The sequence below is a fragment of the Arthrobacter sp. NPDC080086 genome (assembly GCF_040702285.1).
In genome coordinates, this window is sequence record NZ_JBFBKP010000007.1 from 21,941 (window position 1) to 43,432 (window position 21,492).

Here is a 21,492-nt window from a genome sequence, read left to right on the forward strand (position 1 = left end):
ATGCGGACACGCATCATGCGTGTGCCGCTTTCATGTCGGCAATGAAGGCGGTCAGCAAGTCGCTGCGCCTTGCATCGCGGCGCACCACCATGTCAAAGGGCACGTCGTAGCGCATCGCTTCCGGCGCGAGTGGGGCCAGCAGGCCCTGCGCCACATACGGCGCCGCAAAGTGCTCAGGCAGATAGCCGAGGTGCCGGCCCGAGAGCACCAGCATCGCCACCGCTTCCATGTTGTCAGCCACGGCTGTGACGGGCCGCTCGGCCGGAGACCCTGCGGCCTCGGGCAGCGGGTAACTGCGCCACGCCCAGGTATGAGTCAGCGCTTCGTCGGGGGGGATTGCCCCGCTGTGGCTAAACAGTGGGTGCCCCTTGCCTGCGTACGCAAGCTGCGTCTCGTGAAAGATCGTCGTGTAGTCCAGTGCCGGCATGCGGTGCCAGAAATAGCCGATGGCCATGTGGATCTTGCCGTCGAGAAGCAACGTTTCCAACTCGCCCGGCGGCCGGACCGACACATTGAAGTGCACGGATTCATCCCGCTGGCGAAAGCGGTCGATGGCCTGGCTGATGCGCGCATTGGCATTCACAGGCGCATGGCCGATCAGTCCCAGGTTCAACGTGCCGACCAGCGTACGCCCCATCGATCGAGCCTCCGCACTGAAGGTATCGAGTGCGCCCAGCAGCTTGCGGGCCGACTCCATGAATTGTTCGCCCCGTGCGGTGAGCCTGAAGCCACTGCGCCCGCGCTCGCATAGCCGATAGCCCAGGCGCGTTTCCAGCGTCGAAAGCTGCGTGCTGATGGTGGATTGGCCAACGTTCAACGTGGCCTGCGCGGCGGTGATGCCGCCGGCTTCCACTACGGCGAGGAAAACGCGGATCAGCCGCAAATCCAGATTGGAAGACTGCCCCAGCACGATGGTAGATGCATCGATTTATATCGATGTTTAGTTCTGAGATTTTGCATTCTACGGAGAAAAATCATCGGCAAGAATGGGTGGTCCTCACTCATTACATCGTCTTAATACGATGTAACAAACACATTGCCATGAGCCATCCTGCCGAATCCTTCCAGCCGATGTCCGGCAACGCGATGCCCCGCTTTGGCGGCATCACCACCATGATGCGGTTGCCTGCCGCTGAATCTACCGCCGGGCTGGATGCGTGCTTCGTGGGCGTGCCATTCGATCTGGGCACGTCCAACCGCAATGGCGCGCGTATGGGTCCGCGCCAGATCCGCGCGGAATCCGTACTGCTGCGTCCATACAACATGGCGACGCGCGCCGCGCCGTTCGATTCCCTGCGCGTTGCCGACATTGGCGACGTGGCGACCAACCCGTACAACCTGCATGACTCCATCGATCGAATTGAGGCGGCTTACCGTGAAATCATCGCGGGCGGCTGCCGGCCTATCGGCCTGGGCGGTGACCACACTGTCACGCTGCCCATCCTGCGTGCCATGCACGCCAAGTACGGCCGCATCGGCCTGATCCACATCGATGCGCATGCCGACGTCAACGACACCATGTTCGGCGAGAAGATCGCGCATGGCACGCCGTTCCGCCGTGCGGTGGAAGAGGGCCTGCTCGATTGCAACCGCGTGGTGCAGATCGGTTTGCGTGGCACCGGCTATGAGGCCGAAGACTTCGACTGGTGCCGCCAGCAGGGCTTCCGCGTGGTGACGGCTGAAGAATGCTGGCACCAGTCCCTCGTGCCGCTCATGGAAGAAGTGCGCGCGCGCGTGCAAGGCGGGCCGGTCTACGTCAGCTTCGACATCGATGGCATCGACCCGGCTTATGCGCCTGGCACCGGCACGCCCGAGATCGGTGGGTTGACCGTGCCGCAAGCGCTCGAAATCGTGCGCGGTGCGCGTGGGCTCGACATCGTCGGAGCCGACCTCGTTGAGGTGTCGCCGCCGTACGATCCGTTCGGCACCACTGCGCTGCTCGGCGCCAACTTGGCGTATGAGCTGCTGTGCGTGCTACCGGGCGTCGAATACCGCGCCTGACACGTCGAGGAACGTGTTCTCGTTAGGTCTACCTATGTTGTCCTAGGCGTGGCGGCGCAAGGCCGCCACCGTATGCGCGCCAACGCCTTGCCGGGGCTGGGGCGGCGCATACCCAATACAAATTCGCAAACGCGCGGATTTGTCAGCGGCAGACTGTCTTGGTCGCCGTTCCAATAAGCGTTAGAGGAGACACTTCAATGGGTAGCAACCCGCCACTTTCCGACACCGCCCGCGCAAGCGCAGACGGTCCGGCAATCGAAAGTCGTTCAATCGACTATGTGCCCGAGAACGAACGGCATGCCAAGCTCGCAAGCCAAGGCCCGTTCTGGTTTCTCGGCAATTTCCATTTCTTTACGATTTCCATCGGCTTTGTTGGCCCAGGTATGGGGTTGTCCGCGCTCTGGACAACGATTGCCGGGACGCTGGGCATCATGTTTGGCACCATCTTCATGGCATTCCACGGCTCCCAGGGGCCGGAGATGGGGTTGCCGCAGATGATTCAGTCGCGCGCGCAATTTGGGTATCGTGGCGTGATCGTTGCGTTGCTGGCCACGCTGTTCGTGTTTGTCGGCTTTAACGTCGTCAACGTGTCGCTGATGATGGACGGCGTGCATAACGTCTTCGGTCTGGATGGCACGCTCGTTGCGGTTGTGGCGATTGCGGTGGGGGCTGCACTGGCCATCTATGGCCACGATCTGATGCACCGTACGTTCACCTGGGCATTGATGGCGACACTGCCGCTCTATGCCATCGTGACGGTGGCGCTACTGTTCTCGAGCGCGCCCGTAGTGTCGGCGCCGGATGCCGTGCCGCTCGGCTTCAATTGGATTGCCTTTGCGACCCAGTTCGCTATTGGGGCGAGCTACAACATTTCCTATGCGCCGTACGTGTCCGACTACACGCGCTATCTGCCCAAGAACACGGGGCGCGCAAAGCTGATCGCGGTCATCTTCTGCGGTGCATCGTTGTCGGGCACGTGGATGATCGGCCTGGGCGCATGGCTCGCACAGAAGCTCCACGCGTCGGATGCACTGATGGCCATCAACGAGGTGGGGTCTTCCATCTTCCCGGGGCTGGGCCACCTGATCGTGATCGTTTCGCTGATCGGGTTCTTGCCGATCATCGCCCTGAACGCCTACAGCGCCATGCTGACGGTGCTGACCGGGATTGATTCGATCGTGCCGATCCGGCCAACGCGACGTTCCCGCATCTTCGCGATCCTCGTCATCTGCTGCGTGGTGCTGTTCTGCGTGCTGGCGATTCGCGGTAACGGCATCGCGCTGCTGCATACCTTCCTCACGTTGATGCTGTATTGCCTGGTGCCCTGGACGGCTGTGAACCTCGTCGACTACTTCTTTGTCCGGCGCGGCCACTATGCGATTGCGCACTTCTTCACGCCGCACGGCATCTACGGTGCGTGGCAGCTTCGCGGTATCGCGGCTTACGTCATCGGCTTGCTGGCCATGATCCCGTTTGTCTTTATCTACGATTCCGGCGCCAACAAAGAGGTGTTCGTCGGCCCGCTGGCTCGCCAGTTGAATGGCGTTGACGTGGCGTGGCTGGTGGGGCTGATCGCTTCGGGCTTGGCCTATTGGGTGCTGTCGCGCTCGCTCGATCTGCGTCGTGAGGCTCAGGCCATTGCTTCCGCACCGCTGCCTGAAGCCGTATCGCCGGATTCGCATCTGGTTTTGCAGGAGGCGCAATGACAGTACGCATCCGTCTGGTGCAGTCCACATTGCGTGACGGTGACGTCGCGGGAAATCTGGCCAAGGCGCTGGGCATCATTGCCGCCGCACGCGGCCACGCTGATCTAGTCGTGTTTTCCGAAACCTATACGTGCGGGTTTCCAACGCCGGACGATGTGGCCCAACTGGCGGAGCCGATCGACGGCCCCACGGTGACGGCGATCCGCCATGCCGCACGAGAAGCCGGTGTCGCTGTGGTGTTCGGGTTTGCCGAGCGTGATGGCGAGTCAAGCAGCGCTCGCTTCTTCAACACGGCATTGCTGATCGACGAAAACGGCGCCGTACGGATGCGCTATCGCAAGACGCATTTGTACGAGTCCGACTTTGGTGTGTTCGAGCCTGGCGATGCGTATCCGGTTTGCGAGTGGCGCGGCATCAAGGTCGGCCTGCTGATCTGCTTCGATCTGGAGTTTCCGGAAACAGCCCGCGCGCTCGCCCGGGCGGGTGCAGAATTGATCGTGATCCCCGACGGCATGATGAATCCGTACGGGGCCGTCCATGCACGGGCGATTCCCGTACGGGCGCAAGAGAACCAGGTCTACGTTGTGATGGCCAATCGTGTCGGCCCAGGAGACCGCTATACGTTCAGCGGCGGCAGCCTCGCGGCGGCGCCGGATGGCACGTGCATGGCCGTTGCGCCGGATGCGAGCGAGGCGAACCTCGACGTGACACTTGACCTGCAAGCGGTTGCGGAGGCCCGTGCTGCGTTTCGCTATCTCGATCTCGTCAACGCCAGTGCCGTGCGTGCCGCGTTGCCGGCGCAGTCTGATTCCAATCCATCAAAGGACGCTTCATGAAGCGCTTCGCCATTGCCGGCGTGCAAATGCAGGTCTCCGCATTTGGGAGCAACCTCGACAAGATGGGCAACTACATTGCCCACATCAAACAGCGGTTTCCGTGGGTCAGCATGGTGGTGTTTTCGGAGTTGGCGGGTTTAGGCCCGAACCCGATGTACGCAGAGCCGATGCCCAATGACACCGAGGCCAGGTTGTGCGAACTCGCCGCGCAGCACGGGCTTTGGCTGGTGCCCGGCTCGTTCTTCGAGAAGTGCGATGGCCTGGTCTACAACACAGCACCGGTGATCGACCCCACGGGCACCGTCATTGCGCGCTACCGCAAGATGTTCCCGTTCCGGCCCTACGAACAAGGTATCGCGGCGGGTCATGAGTTCGTCGTGTTCGATGTGCCCGACGCTGGCCGCTTTGGCTTGTCGATCTGCTACGACATGTGGTTTCCGGAAACGACCCGTACGCTTGCCGCGATGGGCGCGGAAGTCATCCTGCATCCGACCATGACGGATACGGTGGATCGCGACATCGAGCTTTCGATCGCGCGCGCATCGGCCGCCATGAATCAGGTGTACTTCATCGATGTCAATGGTGCCGGAGACGGCGGTACCGGCCGCTCGATCATCGTCGATCCGTCCGGCTACGTGCTGCATCAGGCGGGGCCCGGATCCGCAGAGATCATGCCGGTCGAGATCGATTTTGCGAAAGTCCGACGCGAGCGCGAAACAGGCTTGCGAGGCTTGGGCCAGCCGCTCAAGAGCTTCCGTGATCGTGAGGTCGACTTTGCGGTCTACCGGCGTGATAGCGGCGCCGATGCCTACCTGTACACGCTAGGCCCGCTCGTGAAACCGGGCGCCGACCCGCTGCTCGACAACCCGCTCAGCGGGCCAGGCGGCGCCGTGCCACTCGGCTAGCGCGTCCACTTTTTCCCCATTCGTTTTGCCCTACCGACCGCGCGCACGGCGCGCGGCGCGGGTGGCGTTCGTGCGCCGTTTTCGCTTGCCGCTCCGCGGTGCGAGCGAAAGCCTGTCACCAGTACCGGCGCACGTCGTCCCTCGAACTTGCCATAAGGAGACGGCATCCATGAAAAAAGTCCGCAACGTATCGGATCTGCGCCTGATGTTTCATCGGAACGAGCGTCCGATCTATTTCGTCAGCGCGACCAACTTCAACTTGCTTGGCCTCGATCAGTGGGTGAGCCGGTTCAAGTACATCAACTACATCGACTGCTTTGATGGTCGGCATCCAAACGTGTTTGTGCCGTCCGAGTTGCCGCACGAGGAGTTCCAGTCCATTGAGGACATCAACAACTACCTGCTGCAACACAAGGAGGTCGTTGACCTGATTGAGACGCGCGGTGGCCAGCCCGTGGCGACGTTCCTGATGTTCGACGAACGCACCGAGGCGATTGCGGAGGAGTTGGGGATCGACGTTTGGTTTCCGCCCGCAAAACTGCGCCAGCGGTGCGACAACAAGATGGAGACGGTGCGCATCGGTAACAAGGCCGGTGTGCCCTCGGTGCCGAACGCGCTGTCCAAGGTGAATAGCTATGCGCACCTGCTTGAGATCGCGGATCGCCATGGCCTCGGGCATGACCTGGTTGTGCAGACTGCCTATGGCGACTCGGGGCACACGACCTTCTTCATTTCGGACGAGGCCTCGTTCGCGCGCCATGCGGACGACATTACGGCGGACGATGAAGTGAAGATCATGAAGCGGATCAACTGCCGCGGCGCGACGCTGGAGGCGTGTGCGACCCAATCCGGCACGCTGGTCGGTCCGCTGTTGACCGAAGTGGTGGGCGCGCGCGAGCTGACGCCGTACAAGGGCGGCTGGTGTGGCAACGAAGTGTTTCCCGGCGCGTTTTCAGAAGCCGTCCGTGTGCGTGCGCGGGAGATGGCGGCCCGGTTCGGCAACCAGTTGCTGGAAGAGGGGTACCGAGGCTATTTCGACCTCGATTTCCTGATCGATGTCGACACCGATGAGGTTTACCTCGGGGAACTGAACCCGCGCATCTGCGGCGCAAGCCCAATGACGAATCATGCCGCGTTTGCGTACGCGGACGCGCCGCTGTTCCTGTTCCACCTGCTGGAGTTTTCCGGCATGCCGTTCGATCTGAACGTCGACGAACTGAACGCGCGCTGGGCCGAGAACGCCTTCATCGACCGCTGGTCGCAGCTCGTGCTCAAGCACACCGATGAGAACGTCGACATCGTCACGCATGCGCCGCCGTCTGGCATCTACCGCATGGCCGACGACGGCTCGGTGGGCTATCACCGCTTCGACTTCAACCGCCGCGAAATCGAAAACGAGCGCGAGGCATTTTTCTTGCGCATTACCGGCCCAGGCGACTACCGGTACGAAGGTGCCGACCTTGGCATCCTCATCACACGCGGCCGCTCGATGGACGATGACTTCCACTTGAACGAACGCGCCCATGCGTGGATTCGCGGCATCAAGCAGTACTACGCCGCCAAGCCTTTGGTTGCCGCCCACGTTGAAAACGCGCCACAACCCGGCGCTTTCAAGATCTTGTGATGGTGCATTCGGCGTGTATGCCAGATCGCACGCCCCGCCGCCCAGCCAAGGTGGATGGGGCGCTCCGAGCGACCATGACAGACCGGTGGATTCCATGACGCATCTTCTTCCTCCCATGCGCTGCACGTTCGAGGCGATTGCCGAAGATCAGCCCGGCGTGCAGTGGCAACGCAAGTTCGCGCAGTTCTGGCCCGGCTATCGGCGCTGGTTCTTGCGCGATGGCAGCCGTGGGCGCCCCGGTTATCTCGCGTGCCGCAAAGCGATGCGTACCCATATGCCTGAGCTCGTTCCAACCTGGGAGTCGCTCGTCGACTTGGCGGGCGGCGGCGATGTGGAGGCGCGGTTCTTGTCGATGTGGTCGCCGCCGCCGTATATCTCGGGCTGCGCGCAGGCGATTTTTCTGCCGCCGGTGGGCGTGCCGGGCACCACGGCTGCGCTGCTGCGTAACTATGATTTCGCCCCCGCGTTGCTTGAGGGCACGTGGCTCGCATCGCGTTGGACGGGGCCACGTGTTGTCGCCATGCTGGACTGCCTATGGGGCGCGCTCGATGGCGTCAACGAGCATGGCCTTGCAGCGTCGTTAGCGTTTGGTGGTCGACATGCCGTTGGTGATGGCTTTGGTATTCCGTTGGTGCTGCGCTACGTGCTCGAATGCGCCAGCAGCGTTGACGAAGCCGTGCAGATCCTGCAGCGGGTGCCCGTGCACATGAGTTACACGATCAGCCTGTTGGATCGCGCATGCCGGTCGGCGACGGTCTTTGTGGCGCCCGACAGGCCTACCGAAATCGTTGCCCGCCGCTCGGTCAGCAATCTGCAACATGGCGTCGAGTGGGTTGCCCATGCAAACGCAACGCGCGCTGAGCTGCGTGCAAATACGCTAGAGACTGCGCTGCGCGCCGCGGTCGATCATCGTGACGTTGTACGCGCGTTGCTCCGCCCGCCGCTCTTCCAGACCTCGTATGCGCGCGGCTATGGCACGTTGTATACGGCTGCCTACCATCCGCACGACGCATCGGTCGAATTGCTGTGGACGGAGTCCGCATGGCGCCAGTCCTGCACGTCGTTCACGCCCGGCGTACGCACCATCGAATTCCGATCGGGAAACGCCGATATGGCGCTGCGGCCAATCGAGCCCATGCAGCGATGGTCGCTGAACGACGTCGGGACGTTCTAACGTCGTCTCGGCCCTTGCGCGCGTTGCAGCGCCTTCGCCCGACGGCGCAATCAAGAAACCTTCCCGCCCATCAGGGCAACATGATCCTCCAGGAGACAAACATGAAGACGCGGTTGTATATCGCGCTGGCTGCGTGCACCTTTGCCGCACCCGCATTCGCACAAAGCTCGGTGACGTTGTATGGCGTGCTCGACGAGGGGCTCGACTACACGAACAACGTTGCAGGTCACGGGCAGGTCGCACTCGCCAGCGGTTTCCCAATCGGCAGCCAGTGGGGGATCAAGGGCGTGGAAGAGCTGGGTGGCGGCGTGAAGACGGTATTCCAGCTCGAGAACGGCTTCGATATCGACAACGGTCATGCCGGTCCGGGCGGACTTCTTTTTGGGCGGCAAGCGTTCGTGGGGGTCTCCAGCGACGCCTGGGGCGAAATCACCCTTGGACGGCAGTACGATTCTGTGGTGGATTTTCTTGCGCCGAACTCAGCGGGTGGCAGTTGGGGCGGATTTCTGTTCGGCCACCCCTACGACAATGACAACCTCGTCAATACGTTCCGGGCAAACAACACGGTGAAGTACACCAGCCCGACACTGGCCGGCGTGAAGTGGGGTGCTGCGTACAGCTTCAGCAACGACGCCAAGTTCGCAAACAACCGGTTGTACAGCGCGGGGGCGCAGTACAGCGTTGGCGGGTTGCTGCTGTCGGCCGCTTACCTGCACGCCAACAACCCGTCCGTCACCTCCTACGGCGCGATCAACAACAGCGGAGACCAGAACTTGCTGGGCAGCCGATTGCGGATCATGGGCGGCGGTGCGACGTACACCTTCGACAAGACCACCTTGGGCTTCGTCTATTCCAACGTAGCGGTGGAAGGCGCGCAAAGCTCTGCCTATGTTGGCGAGATCGCGCCGCCCGTCGGCAGGCTGTCTTCGCTGCGTTTCCAGAACTTCGAGATCAACGCCAAGTACCAGTTGGGGGCCTCCTACTGGTTGGGTGCGATGTACACCTATACCCGCGCTACCGCCGGCACACCCACTGGAACGCAGCATCCCACCTACCATTCGATTGGGCTGATGGCCGATTACGAGTTGTCGAAGCGCACAGACATCTACGTGCAGGGCGGGTATCAACGCGCGGGCGGCAGTACCACCGTCTCCGGCCTGGATATGGCGTACGTGGTGGGGGCTCAAAGCGCTTCGTCCAACCGGAGTCAGTTGTTGGTTCGCACGGGGATTCGGCACGTCTTTTAATGCCTGAGACTGGAATCCACCGGATAAAGGGGAGGGCTCTGGTGCGGGGCTCGCATACCTCGCCTAATGTCTTCGCAAGCCCCGCACGTGATGCGCGCTTGCGGTTGGCTTCCGTGTTGAATACGCTCAATCAGCGCGATTGGCCATTGCGTGTTAATACCTCGCATGAACGTTCTTGCATTCAGATCCGATTTTGTCACGCAAGTGATAGGTCATCCTTCTGTTTCCAGGAGAGTTGCGTATGCCGCATATTCCGTCACATAACATCAATACGCCAAAATCGCGGGCCCAGGATCTTGCTGCCTTGATTCCAGATTTTCCGTTTCACTATGGTGCCTTTCTGAACAAGGCAAAATCGCTCGGGGAGCCATTGTTCGACCTGCCTTCCGACGCCAAATCAAAGCGTGTGCTGGTGATCGGCGCGGGGGCGTCTGGCACCGTCGCCGCGTACGAGCTCCTGCGCATGGGGCTTCAACCCGTGCTGATCGAAGCCTCTGACCGCATTGGCGGGCGGCTTAATGCGCATGTCTGTGCCGAGGGCTCGAAAAATGCTGTCATTGCCGAGCTTGGTGCAATGCGTTTTCCGGTTTCCGGCAAGGCAGGGTTGCATTATTTTGAAAAGACCGGAATGCGTGATAATTCAGCGCCTTTTCCCAACCCCGGCAGCGAAGCGGCGGTGAGTACCGTCGTCGATTTTCAGGGGGAACCACCCGTTTACTACGAAGTGACATCACCTGGTAATGAGATTTATCCAAAACCAGAAAAATATGATGATCTTGAGAGGGAGATGTTCGGTGAGGATGGTTTTCTGAACCAGGCGCCGATGCACTATTACACTGTTCAGGATGCAATGGAGAGTAGTGGGCCGAATCTCGCAAAAATCAAGGAGATTTGGAACGATTTGCTGCTCAACCACGGCTGGGACAACATCAGCTTCCGGCATGCGCTGGTGGACGTCGCAAAATGGAGCCCCGAGAAGATCGAGCTGTTCGGCCAAATTGGTTTCGGAACGGGTGGGTGGAATACCGACTTTCCGAACGGCTTTCTTGAAGTGATGCGGGTGCTTTACACCGGGCTCGATGTTGATCACCAATTGATGTACGACGGCACGAGCACGTTGCCGCGCAAGCTTCTGGAGCTAAGTCCGGCTCAGCTTGGCGACGTATCCGACCCCAATACGCACAACTTGAGCGTGTTGGAAACGACGAGGCTAGGATTGGAGGGGGATTTTCCCAGCAACGCCAACCCTTTCAACAAGGAAGCCCGGCACTTCCAGCGGCTCGACAACGGCAAGGTGGCCGTGTGGATCTGGGACTCAGTCAGAAAAAAAGAAGTCGAGATGGAATTCGACGCCGTCATCTACACCCCGCACGTGCGCATTCTCGACAAGTTCCGGCACTACGGCGAGCGCGAGCAATACCAAACAACGACTGCGCTGTTTGACTCGCCGACTTGGGAAGCCATTCAGTACACCCACTACATGCAGTCGGCCAAAATTTTCATGGCGGCAACCGAGCCGTTCTGGAAAGAGCGGGAGGGCGGCCAACTGGGCAAGCACAAGATGAGCATCACGTTGTCGGACCGTCTGCCGCGCGGCACGTATCTGGTCGACTATAGCGAGAGCAAAGGATCCACCAAGGGTTGCGGCATCTTCCTGTCATACACATGGAATGATGATTCGCTCAAGTTCCTCGGTGATCCCAATGTGCCCGCTGAAGCGGCAACGCACGCGGACATGTGTCGTCAGGTGCTGCATTCGATCTACCCCGATCTCAACTTGGAGGACTATCTCGTGCACGAAGATGGCTCTCAGGTGGAAATCCATTGGGAGAACGAACCGTACTACCTTGGCGCGTTCAAGATGAACCTTCCTGGGGACTATGAGCGGCAGCGCCGCCTGTTCTCTCAGTTCATGAACGGCGTGGACACACCTAACGCGGATCGGTTCATTCTTGCGGGCGACGACGTGTCGTGGGTTGCAGGCTGGGTCGAAGGCGCTATCTCAACGGCGATCAATGCGGTGAACAAGGTCGCTGTCGCATTCGGCGGCGGCGACGTCGACGGCAATCCCGGCCCGATTTCCTCCTGGGAGACGTTGAAGCCGGTTGAACTGCCGACTCTCGCACCACGATTCGTCCCGCATCGATAGTGCATGGCGCCGCGCCTCGGCAACAGGTGAGGCGCGGTGCCACAGCGCGCCGTTGCGGGGGCGTGTGTTCGGGCGGGGCTCCAGCCCGGTTTCTGCGACAATCCCCCGCATGAACGCTTCCGCATCTCTCTTTCCCGACGTGCCGGCCCACATGCCGTTGGCCGAGCGTCTGCGCCCGCATTCCGTTGACGAAGTGATCGGTCAGCAGCATCTGCTGGGGCCGGGAAAGCCGCTGCGCGTGGCGTTTGCTTCCGGCGAGCCGCATTCGATGATCCTCTGGGGGCCGCCCGGCGTGGGCAAGACCACGCTGGCGCGGCTGATGGCGAATGCGTTTGACGCCGAGTTCATCGCGCTGTCCGCCGTGCTCTCGGGCGTGAAAGACATCCGCGAGGCGGTCGAGCGTGCCGAGCAGTTTCGTGCCAACGGCCGTCGCACGCTCGTGTTCGTTGACGAAGTCCACCGCTTCAACAAGAGCCAGCAAGATGCCTTCCTGCCGCACGTGGAAAGCGGTCTTTTTACCTTCATCGGCGCGACCACCGAGAACCCGTCGTTCGAGGTGAACGGCGCATTGCTCTCGCGTGCCGCCGTCTATGTTCTCAAGAGCCTGTCGGACGACGAACTCAAACAACTAGCCGAGCGCGCGCGCCAGGAGCTAGGCGGGCTGGAATGGACGCCCGCCGCACTCGACGCCATTGTCGCCTCGGCCGATGGCGATGGGCGCAAGCTGCTCAACAACGTCGAGATCGTCACCCGCGCCGCGCGCTCGCAGGCCGAAGGCGACACCGTCCCGGTGATCGACGAGGCGCTGCTTGCTTCTGCGCTGTCAGAAAACCTGCGCCGCTTCGACAAGGGCGGCGACGCGTTTTACGACCAGATCAGCGCGCTGCATAAATCGGTGCGCGGCTCCGACCCGGATGCCGCGTTGTACTGGTTCTGCCGCATGCTCGACGGTGGCGCCGACCCGCGCTACCTTGCGCGTCGTATCGTCCGCATGGCGTGGGAAGACATCGGCCTAGCCGACCCACGCGCCGGGCGTATAACGTTGGATGCCGCCGAGACGTATGAGCGCCTCGGCTCGCCGGAAGGGGAGCTGGCGCTGGCCCAGGCGCTGATCTACCTGGCCATCGCACCCAAGTCCAACGCCGGCTACAACGCCTACAACGCCGCACGCGCGTTCGTGAGCCAGGACAAGTCGCGCACCGTGCCCGTGCACCTGCGCAACGCGCCGACCAAGCTGATGAAGGAGCTCGGTTACGGCCACGCCTACCGCTACGCCCACGACGAGCCCGAGGCCTACGCCGCCGGCGAAACCTATTTCCCAGACGACTTGCCCGCGCAGAACTGGTACGTGCCGACGCCGCGCGGCCTGGAAGGCAAGATTGGCGACAAGCTGCGCCACCTGCGCGAGCTCGATGCGCAGTGGCACGCGGAGCAGGGCAAGCCATCCCGCAACAAGTAAGACCCACGGGCCGGTGCGATAAAATCGGTCCTTTCGATCGTTCGCAATCCTCGGTTCTCTCCCCACCATGCTTGATATCCAACTGCTGCGCAAAGACATCGACGCCGTTGCCGCGCGCCTCAAAGACCGCGGCTACGTGCTCGACGTGGCCGGCTTTGCCGCGCTCGAGGCCGAGCGCAAGGCCATCCAGACCCGCACCGAAGAGCTGCAAGCCCGCCGCAACAGCCTGTCCAAGCAGATCGGCATGCTCAAAGGCAAGGGCGAGGATGCGTCGGCTGTGATGGCCGAGGTATCGGGCATTGGCGACGAGTTGAAGGCTTCGGCCGCGCAGCTCGACGTGGTGCAGGCCAAGTTGCAGGACTTGATGCTGTCGATCCCGAACGTGCCGCACGAAAGCGTGCCGACCGGTCGCGACGAAACGCAGAACGTGGAAGTGCGCCGCGAAGGCACGCCGCGCGCGTTCGACTTCCCCGTCAAGGATCATGTGGACCTGGGTGCCGCGCTGGGCCTGGATTTCGATGCCGGCGCCAAGCTGTCGGGTGCGCGCTTCACGGTGCTCAAGGGCCAGGTGGCACGCCTGCATCGCGCGCTCGCGCAATTCATGCTCGACACGCACACCCTGGAGCACGGCTACACCGAAGCGTACGTGCCGTACATCGTCAACGCTGCGTCGATGCGTGGCACGGGCCAGTTGCCTAAGTTCGAGGAAGACCTGTTCCGCGTGCCGCGCAAGATGGGGCAGGGCGCTGAAGACGAGGCCGGCGAGCACGTCGAAAACTTCTACCTGATCCCGACCGCCGAGGTGCCGCTCACGAACCTCGTGCGCGACGAGATCGTCGCTGCTGATGCCTTGCCGATGATGTTTGCCGCGCATTCGCCGTGCTTCCGCTCCGAGGCCGGCTCGTACGGCAAGGACACGCGGGGCATGATCCGCCAGCACCAGTTCGACAAGGTTGAGATGGTGCAGATCGTGCAGCCCGAAACATCGTTCGCCGCGCTGGATGCCATGACGAACTGCGCGGAAAACATCCTGCGCAAGCTGGAACTGCCGTTCCGCACCGTCGTGCTGTGCACGGGCGACATGGGCTTTGGCAGCACCAAGACGTACGACATCGAGGTGTGGATTCCGGCGCAGAACACGTACCGCGAAATCAGCTCGTGCTCGAACATGGGCGATTTCCAGGCGCGCCGCATGCAGGCTCGCTTCCGCAATGCGCAGGGCAAGCCGGAGTTGGTGCATACGCTCAACGGCTCGGGCCTCGCCGTGGGTCGTACGCTGGTGGCCGTGCTCGAGAACTACCAGAACGCGGATGGCTCGGTCACGGTGCCGACCGCGCTGCGTCCTTACTTGGGCGGCCAGGAAGTGCTGAAGCCGGCAGTTTGATGCGTTGTTCCGTCTCCCTCTTGATCTCGGCGGAAAAAGTCTGTTATAGTCGCGGTTTCGCGATTCAGCGACCCAGTTACCGGAGAGGTGGCAGAGTGGTCGAATGTACCTGACTCGAAATCAGGCGTACCGGCGACGGTACCGTGGGTTCGAATCCCACCCTCTCCGCCATACCGCTAGGGCAGTCGTACAATCCCTGAAAAGAACAACTTTCAGGGGGTCTATGTTGTACGGATATGCCCGAGTCTCAACGCAGGAACAAGAGACTCATGCACAAACCGACGCTCTAGCGAAAGCTGGCGTCGGTTTTATTTTTTCCGAAAAGAGAAGTGGCGGAACAACCGCAGGTAGGCCACAGCTTGAAAAGCTTCTACGCATGCTCAAGCCGGGCGATCAGGTCATCGTCTACAAGCTGGACCGCATTGCACGGTCGCTAAAAGACCTGCTGCGCATCATCGAACGAATAGAAGAGAAGGGTGCACAGTTTCGCTCACTCACTGAGTCGCTAGACACCACCACGCCAGCGGGACGCATGCTGTTCCACATGGTGGGCGCGTTCGCAGAATTCGAGCGAGAGCTAATACGTGAGCGCACCAGAGCAGGAATGGAAGCCGCTGTAAAACGCGGCGTGAAGCTCGGCCGACACTACGCAATGAGCCCAGAAGACGAGGCAGAAGCTATACGCCTATGGCGTCAAGGCAAAATGACACGCTCGGCAATTGCACGCATGTTCGGCATTCACCTCAGCAGCCTAAAACGTGCAATTAAGCGCCACGAAACAACCGTACAACCGAGCTTATTAGACGCAGCCTAACCGCCGAGGGAATTATGGGAGTTCAAGACCGAGACTGGTGGCGACACGCTCAGAACGAGCACAACGGCGAAAACCCATCACCTACACAGCCCAGCAACCTTGAATACGTGCTGCTACGCCGAGAGCTAGAGCGACAACGAAAAATCAGCCGTTACACCGCTTACGGACAATTCATCGTAACCGCGCTCATCTGCCTGTACCTCTACAAAAGCGGCAGCAATGTTATGTCGTGCATATTCCAAAGCGTCGGCCTATAACTCGACCGGCCTAGACGCACTGGCAAAATAACTCGACCCATCCAGGGCCACGAAGCATCTGATGTCGGCGATATCGAACTCAGCGGCGAGCGTGGCCAACACATCCTTCAGCGCTTCAGAACAGTCCGCACGGCCAGTTTCCACCGCATAGACCACGGCCTCAGGCACGTTGATGCCACGGCTGGTGTAGTACTTCTTTTTGTTGAAACGCGTCTCAGCGATGTCTTTGCCGATGTACTTAGCGATATAGCTCGCAAGCGCATCCAGCTTCCATTGCTTGCCAAAGTGAGCGCCCTGCGGGTTGCGGATATGGCAATAGCCCTTGCCACGGCCGCCCACCACCTTCAGCCACGCACGACGCGCAAGATTGAGCGCTGCCCGGCCTGAGACGGCCACGTGCATGTGCCATGCACCGCGTTTCTGAGGCTCAGGAACGGCGATGTAGTGAAACTCACGGTGTCGGGCCATGATGCGCCGGAACGCGTCCCAGAGCTTCAAGAAAAGCTCCAGATCGGTAATGCATTCACGCGTGGTCAACGTGACCATGTGGGTAACACGCGCTGTCTTACAACGCAGGCGCACGTTTTGTTTGGCACGCTTGGCCGCTGACTTGACGCTAGCAACACGGGCGTCTTTATCGTCTTCGGTTACCGGCTTCGCACCGCGTGCGCGGCGGGGCAGGCTACGCAGATCGCCCAGGCGCTGAACAACCGTGCGGCGGTAGCCGCTGAACTCGACACTGCCATCATCGAACGCTCGCACCTTGGCGATCATGTCGTGACGCGCGGGGCCATCCGCCCACAACTCCGCATCCGACTCTTCGCGCTCGATCCTACGAACCTCTACGCTCGCACGATGTGCATCACTCCCCCAAATGGCCGCTTGGCCGTCTTCATAGTTTTCTGCTATCGTAGTTTCACGCATGGTAGGGTGTCCAACCGTTAGAGCTACCGTGTCGGCCCCGGAGCGTTGGCGCGCTTGCGGGGCTTTTTCTTTGGCCGGCCAGCCTGCGAACCCTTGGCGCGCTTGGCTTTCCGTCCTCTCTTTCCGTTAAGTGTTATTACTACAAGTAGGGCGGGCCTTCGGCCCGCCCTTGCCGGGGCGCTGCGCACCCAACGGCAAGGGCTCCGCCCCAACACACCCGCCCATCCTTTCCGGATCAGTCCACAAGTCACGAAAAGCAAGCTTGCAAGGGGGCGGGGCACCCCGGCATCGCCTTGCGCTCTACGACCTCGCGAAGACCCGCTACTCGGTCTCGCTGGCCGCACTAGCCGTGCGACAACCTCTCCCTTGCTGCTACCGCACCACCATCGCCGCCAAGGCAAAAGCGAGACACTCCTGACGCTAGAGGACGCTAGTACTGCACCGTCGCCCATGACGATGCGGTACCGGATCTCGCATCGTCAAATCTGACCGTGATCAAGCACAGCCAAGTCAGACGACGATACGCAGGCCTGCATCGCCATATCTGACGATGGAGAGAGGTCACGCAGCGCTTCCATAATCACCGCACGCTCTGCAGCGTCCATCCTCGAGAGCCGGGCATACCACCGATCACGCTTGCGCTTAATACGCTCACGCTCACGAAAATCACGACCGACATAACGAAGATCGAATGGCACAGCCGGGGGATCGAAATTCAGCCACAGCGACTCAGTACGAACGCCGCGGCGCGTCATCGCACGGAACTCAATACGACGCCACCCGCGCAGCATGTGCTGATAGATCGCATTCTGATAGCCAGACAGCATGCACGGCACGGGCAACGCCTGCAGCACCGACAACAGCGCAACATGCTCTTCGTCGCTCATTTCATACTGATAGAGACTGCGCACAACACGCGTCGAATGGACATAGGGCGGATCACAATAGACCAACTCGCGCCCAGTCCACTCCCGCTCACGAAGCCACTGAACGGCATCGCCATGAACAACGGTTGCTTCAGACATGACACTCCGCCAATGCGCACACACATCTTCATCGCGATCAATGACGATGCTCGATGCAGCAGGCCGCTTACGCTCAAGGACATTGCCACCGCCAACAAACGCTTCCACATAAACATCGTGCTGCGGCATCAGATTGATGATGGTCTGGTACACGCCAGCACCACCTTTACCACCCGGGTATTGCATGTAGATCTCCCACCGTCATTTTTGACGATGCCGGCCAGAACCAGGCGACATCGCTATTTACGACGATGCTGCAGCATCGTCATTCCTACCGGTACTCGATAGCGTCACCACGACGGACAACGCGAAATGAAATTCGACCACTCGCGCCACTGCTCTTGCGTGATGATCCCGGCTTCACGCAACTTCAAAATCTTGCGACGTTCGTTGAGCTTGGCCTCTATGCCGCGCACCTTTTGCGGCTGCAAGCGGCCATGTGTGTACCAGCCGGGAAGGTAGCTAAACGGCGCCTGCGACGCGTCTTCCTTAAACACCTGCCGGGTGTCATAGGCACCGTACAAATCCTCGCCCTTGTACCACCAGCGATCAGCCACCATCGCGTTGAACTCGGTCCCGTAAAGCACCTTTGCGACGTGTAGCTTCGGCAGCTTGAGCTTGACCTTGCCAAACGTGAACGTATCGATGACGCTCGACAGAAAGGGGATTTTGAGGCGATCAAAGCGGCGACACTCCACCAGATACTCAACGAGTGCGTCGCGCACCTGACGGTCCACCTGACTGATGTGCTGGCAAATGAAATACACATCCCAGCCTTTTTTTCGACTATGCACGAGCCAGTCGATCACGTCCTGTTGACGCTTGTCCTGCCAGTTACGCGCATTGAGTAGCTGCGACACCTCATCGAGAAAGATGCCGCCATTCTTCGTTTCATCGTAGCTGTCGTTCCCACGACCGAGGCTTTCCAGATGCGCCACCGTCGGCTTGTCCGGTAGCCGCACGACACGCGGTGTTTTCGCCTTCGAGCCGCACAGCTTTTCCAGATCGAGATCGAGGTTTGTGGCCACCGCACGACCTTCGGCCAACAGATCGCGAATGCGGCCCACCGTCGCAAGACTTTTTCCAGAGCCGAGCCGGCCTGTAATGATGTAGATCGGCATATCACGCGCTCGCAACCATCTTGATATTGCCCACACCCCAGCGGTACAGAAAGATCGCTGCATCAGCAGCAAACGCCGCATCCAGCGCAACGTTCAAGCTATCTGCGCCGAGCAACCACATCGCGGTATCCAGGGCCGTACCGAGCCCCGTAGGAAACGACTGCAGCAAAGCCTGCATCGCAATCCCAGACGCCGCAATCATGCCCGTGGTGAGGGTCGCAAACGCCGCCACCGCGGCCAACGCAAACGCGACCTTCTCAGCGAAAAATTTTGCAAAGAAGCCTGCGAGCGAACCAAACAGGCCAACCATCAAACTAGCGAGCAAAGGCATAACGACCTCCGATCATTGCGCGCCAGCATTAGCGCTGGCAGTACGGTTCCAGATGTAGATCGCTGCGAGCGTGTACCAGAGCCACGACAGCAACGTGCGGACATACGCCATCGAGTCGCACGGGTCCCAACTGCCACGCCACGAGCCCCACGAAAACCACTCCACCGGCTGGCATGTCCCACCCGGCAACAAGTGGGGCATATGCAAATCGAACGCACGACCCGCATTCACACTGGTGAAGTTCGTTTGAGCATCCTGACGAGCCTGCGTCAAATCCGACTGTGCAGCGGCAACAGCAGCTTTGCCATCGGCAACCGTCGGCGTGCCGCTCTCATCAATCTTGCAAGGCCCGGTATCAGCCAGACCGCAGGTCTTCAACTCTACCTTGGGAGCAGCACCACCGCCGCCAGTCACACCGCTAGCCGGACCACCACCGGTTTTCGTGCCGGTATCACCACTGTCCTGGCCGTTCGTCGTTGTGGTAGTGCCAGAGGACGGACAACTACGCGTGGTTGTTGTAGTGCCTTGATAGTTGAGCGGCGAATCGCCAGCCGTCGCACTGGTGTTAGGCCGAGCCTGCACACGAACGCCCGTCGTCGTCGTACATGTCTCGCTCGTGCCATCGGGCTTAGTCTGCGTGTCCGTACTGGTCTTCGCAGCCGGATCACTCACGGTATCGGTGCCGTTAATCTGAGGCGTCTGATTCTGCGCGTTCGACGCAGCTTGCGCCTGCTCATCGGGCGTCATGGCGTGCCAATAATCGGGCAGTCCCGTAGGGTTGGCGGCCATCTGACGATTCCAGGCAGCAGCAACATCGGGATATGCCACAGGCACCGGATCAACCTTGACGCTCGGATCAGGAACGCACTTTCCACCAGACTGCACATAACCAGAAACACATGCAGCATCCGAACTGATAACAGCACCAGAGTAACTAATCCCATCAGGCCACACCAATGGACAGTAATACGACCCATCAGCACGCGGCGTCACAGCGCCAGCAGTAAAGCCCGTCGATTTCCAGTACGAAGAAAACGCATCGACAACAGCCTGACAAGCAGATTGCGGACTATCTCCCGTAGCACGCGGCGGACCTCCAGAAAGCTGACCAGACCATCCCTGGCCGTTGAACCCAGCGTCACCCTGACTCTTATTGACCTGCCCCGGCTTACACCACCCCGACTGACTCTGCATACAACGCTGCAAACCTTCCACTGCAAGCGTACCAACCATCAACGCAATCATTGCCGGGTTGACGGAGCGCGCAGCAACAGCAGCAATATCACCGAGCCCAATAGCGGCAGTTTCCGTCATCGCAATCTGCCCGATGCGCTTGCCTGCATAGCCGATGCGCACAACGCCGTTCGCATCCATCGCGATACCAGCCGGAGAGTTCAGCGCACGAATGGTCTGATTCATCATCCGTTCGTAGTCCCACGAGATCGCGCCCATGCGACCACCACCCGTGACCGTGGCGGACGACGACAACGACCAGCCGCAAAGAAAAACGGCCAGTGCAAATAGCACCAGCCGGAGGCGTTCAACCCTTGCGCCAAACACAAAAATGATCCGCTTTCTGACAGACATAGATGCGCTCATATTGAGGGTCCAACGGCGTGCCACACGCGCTCAAAAACAAAAGGCCCGCGAGAGCCAGGGGAGCTAGCTTCGCGGGCCGGAACATCACGCCACCTTGTTGACCAGCTTGCGGCCAATGCGGAAGCCGATGTAGATGCCCCACACGATGACCGCAGCAGCGATGGCCTTCGTACCGAGCGCCGTGGCGTTCGACGTGGTGCTGTCGAAAACCGGTTGCATCGCGGTCGGAAAATCGAACGTGGTATCAGCGCGCGCAGCAGCAGCGCCGACCATGCCCGCCACCGCAACCGACGCGAGCAGCAGCTTGTGTTTCACACCTTCCAGATTCACCTTCATGATTCACCTCCAAAATGGGCCGGTTGGAAAAATGACCCGGCTTGGCCCGACAACCGGTCAAAACAAATCGAGCAGCTTGCGACCGAGGCGAAACAGCGACCCGATCAACCAGCCCGAGAAAAAGAACAACATGCAGAAGCCTGCATACGTCGCAAGGTCGGAAGCGCTGTACGTCATCGAGTATTCCCCGCAATGAATCCGAGGCAGAAGCAGACCGCAACGAAGCCCACCGCCAGCACCATGAAACCGTCATAGCTCATACGCTTCCCCTTAAAGCCCAGCCGCCTCTATCGCTTGGTCGTACTGCTCGCCATACCGCCTAACCTGTTCCTCTAGCTCATTGCCCCGCGCTATCGCCATCCACGCCTTGCGCTCCCACTCCCTCGCGTCAGCCTCTGCCTGTTCGCGCTGCTCTTCAAACCGTTGCGACAGCATTTCCAGACCATGCGAAATGCTCGCTAACTCTTCGGCCTCGTCATCCCAGTTCGCCAGCTTCATCCCCGGGTCCATCCCGCCGTTTTTGTCCGCCGCCCACAACCGGTCAGTGACGACAACGAGGCGATCAGCAACGAGCGACATCTTTAGCGTTGCGGCGTACTC

General features: G+C 60.5%; 20 protein-coding genes and 1 tRNA gene. 13 read left to right on the forward strand and 8 right to left on the reverse strand.

The window, feature by feature from the left end; translation table 11 throughout:
- Positions 1 to 13: 13 nt before the first annotated feature.
- Positions 14 to 910 carry a LysR family transcriptional regulator gene (locus tag AB0305_RS04590; RefSeq protein ID WP_366171821.1) on the reverse strand — a complete coding sequence of 299 codons (897 nt, stop codon included), beginning with the start codon at positions 908 to 910 and terminating at the stop codon, positions 14 to 16.
- A 131-nt stretch (positions 911 to 1,041) separates the two neighbouring features.
- Here AB0305_RS04590 and speB point away from each other — a divergent pair, with 131 nt between their 5' ends.
- The 12 genes from speB (at position 1,042) to AB0305_RS04650 (ending at position 15,299) form a co-directional block, all read left to right on the forward strand.
- Positions 1,042 to 2,001, forward strand: coding sequence for an agmatinase (gene speB / locus AB0305_RS04595; RefSeq protein WP_366171823.1), 960 nt, complete (start codon positions 1,042 to 1,044; stop codon positions 1,999 to 2,001).
- Between the two features lie 197 nt (positions 2,002 to 2,198).
- On the forward strand, positions 2,199 to 3,707 hold the full coding sequence (locus AB0305_RS04600; protein ID WP_366171825.1) for a cytosine permease: 1,509 nt from the start codon (positions 2,199 to 2,201) through the stop codon (positions 3,705 to 3,707).
- Complete coding sequence (locus tag AB0305_RS04605; protein ID WP_366171827.1) at positions 3,704 to 4,543, forward strand: carbon-nitrogen hydrolase family protein; 840 nt, start codon at positions 3,704 to 3,706, stop codon at positions 4,541 to 4,543. Before AB0305_RS04600 ends, AB0305_RS04605 begins: the two co-directional genes overlap by 4 nt.
- Positions 4,540 to 5,448: a carbon-nitrogen hydrolase family protein gene (locus AB0305_RS04610; RefSeq protein WP_366171829.1), complete on the forward strand. Its 909-nt coding sequence runs from the start codon at positions 4,540 to 4,542 to the stop codon at positions 5,446 to 5,448. The genes AB0305_RS04605 and AB0305_RS04610 overlap by 4 nt, the downstream gene beginning before the upstream one ends.
- A gap of 169 nt (positions 5,449 to 5,617) precedes the next feature.
- Positions 5,618 to 7,072 (forward strand): biotin carboxylase, encoded by a 1,455-nt coding sequence (locus AB0305_RS04615; RefSeq protein ID WP_366171831.1) that lies wholly within the window; start codon positions 5,618 to 5,620, stop codon positions 7,070 to 7,072.
- A 94-nt stretch (positions 7,073 to 7,166) separates the two neighbouring features.
- On the forward strand, positions 7,167 to 8,246 hold the full coding sequence (locus AB0305_RS04620; protein WP_366171833.1) for a C45 family peptidase: 1,080 nt from the start codon (positions 7,167 to 7,169) through the stop codon (positions 8,244 to 8,246).
- Positions 8,247 to 8,347: 101 nt separating this feature from the next.
- On the forward strand, positions 8,348 to 9,493 hold the full coding sequence (locus tag AB0305_RS04625) for a porin (protein WP_366171835.1): 1,146 nt from the start codon (positions 8,348 to 8,350) through the stop codon (positions 9,491 to 9,493).
- A gap of 241 nt (positions 9,494 to 9,734) precedes the next feature.
- Positions 9,735 to 11,642, forward strand: coding sequence for an NAD(P)/FAD-dependent oxidoreductase (locus AB0305_RS04630; protein WP_366171837.1), 1,908 nt, complete (start codon positions 9,735 to 9,737; stop codon positions 11,640 to 11,642).
- A gap of 109 nt (positions 11,643 to 11,751) precedes the next feature.
- Positions 11,752 to 13,101, forward strand: a complete 1,350-nt coding sequence (locus AB0305_RS04635; protein WP_366171839.1) for a replication-associated recombination protein A — start codon at positions 11,752 to 11,754, stop codon at positions 13,099 to 13,101.
- A 67-nt stretch (positions 13,102 to 13,168) separates the two neighbouring features.
- Positions 13,169 to 14,485, forward strand: coding sequence for a serine--tRNA ligase (gene serS, locus AB0305_RS04640; protein WP_366171841.1), 1,317 nt, complete (start codon positions 13,169 to 13,171; stop codon positions 14,483 to 14,485).
- Between the two features lie 81 nt (positions 14,486 to 14,566).
- Positions 14,567 to 14,656: transfer RNA gene (locus AB0305_RS04645), tRNA-Ser, on the forward strand.
- Between the two features lie 52 nt (positions 14,657 to 14,708).
- Positions 14,709 to 15,299 (forward strand): recombinase family protein, encoded by a 591-nt coding sequence (locus AB0305_RS04650; RefSeq protein WP_366171843.1) that lies wholly within the window; start codon positions 14,709 to 14,711, stop codon positions 15,297 to 15,299.
- Between the two features lie 251 nt (positions 15,300 to 15,550).
- On the opposite strand, the gene AB0305_RS04655 is transcribed toward AB0305_RS04650, so the two are convergent.
- From AB0305_RS04655 to AB0305_RS04680, 6 genes are all read right to left on the reverse strand, one after another.
- Complete coding sequence (locus tag AB0305_RS04655) at positions 15,551 to 16,480, reverse strand: hypothetical protein (RefSeq protein ID WP_366171845.1); 930 nt, start codon at positions 16,478 to 16,480, stop codon at positions 15,551 to 15,553.
- Between the two features lie 479 nt (positions 16,481 to 16,959).
- Positions 16,960 to 17,658, reverse strand: a complete 699-nt coding sequence (locus tag AB0305_RS04660; RefSeq protein ID WP_366171847.1) for a DNA adenine methylase — start codon at positions 17,656 to 17,658, stop codon at positions 16,960 to 16,962.
- Between the two features lie 137 nt (positions 17,659 to 17,795).
- Positions 17,796 to 18,626 carry a zonular occludens toxin domain-containing protein gene (locus AB0305_RS04665; RefSeq protein ID WP_366171849.1) on the reverse strand — a complete coding sequence of 277 codons (831 nt, stop codon included), beginning with the start codon at positions 18,624 to 18,626 and terminating at the stop codon, positions 17,796 to 17,798.
- A gap of 1 nt (position 18,627) precedes the next feature.
- Positions 18,628 to 18,957, reverse strand: coding sequence for a DUF5455 family protein (locus AB0305_RS04670; protein ID WP_366171851.1), 330 nt, complete (start codon positions 18,955 to 18,957; stop codon positions 18,628 to 18,630).
- Between the two features lie 12 nt (positions 18,958 to 18,969).
- On the reverse strand, positions 18,970 to 20,556 hold the full coding sequence (locus tag AB0305_RS04675; protein WP_366171853.1) for a hypothetical protein: 1,587 nt from the start codon (positions 20,554 to 20,556) through the stop codon (positions 18,970 to 18,972).
- Between the two features lie 84 nt (positions 20,557 to 20,640).
- Positions 20,641 to 20,892 (reverse strand): hypothetical protein, encoded by a 252-nt coding sequence (locus AB0305_RS04680; RefSeq protein WP_366171855.1) that lies wholly within the window; start codon positions 20,890 to 20,892, stop codon positions 20,641 to 20,643.
- Between AB0305_RS04680 and AB0305_RS04685 the strand changes: the two genes are divergently transcribed.
- Positions 20,891 to 21,088, forward strand: a complete 198-nt coding sequence (locus tag AB0305_RS04685; protein WP_366171857.1) for a hypothetical protein — start codon at positions 20,891 to 20,893, stop codon at positions 21,086 to 21,088. The genes AB0305_RS04680 and AB0305_RS04685 overlap by 2 nt on opposite strands.
- A 298-nt stretch (positions 21,089 to 21,386) precedes the next feature.
- On the opposite strand, the gene AB0305_RS04690 is transcribed toward AB0305_RS04685, so the two are convergent.
- A complete protein-coding gene (locus tag AB0305_RS04690) occupies positions 21,387 to 21,461 on the reverse strand; it encodes a hypothetical protein (RefSeq protein WP_366171943.1) in 75 nt (24 codons plus the stop codon).
- Positions 21,462 to 21,492: the final 31 nt, after the last annotated feature.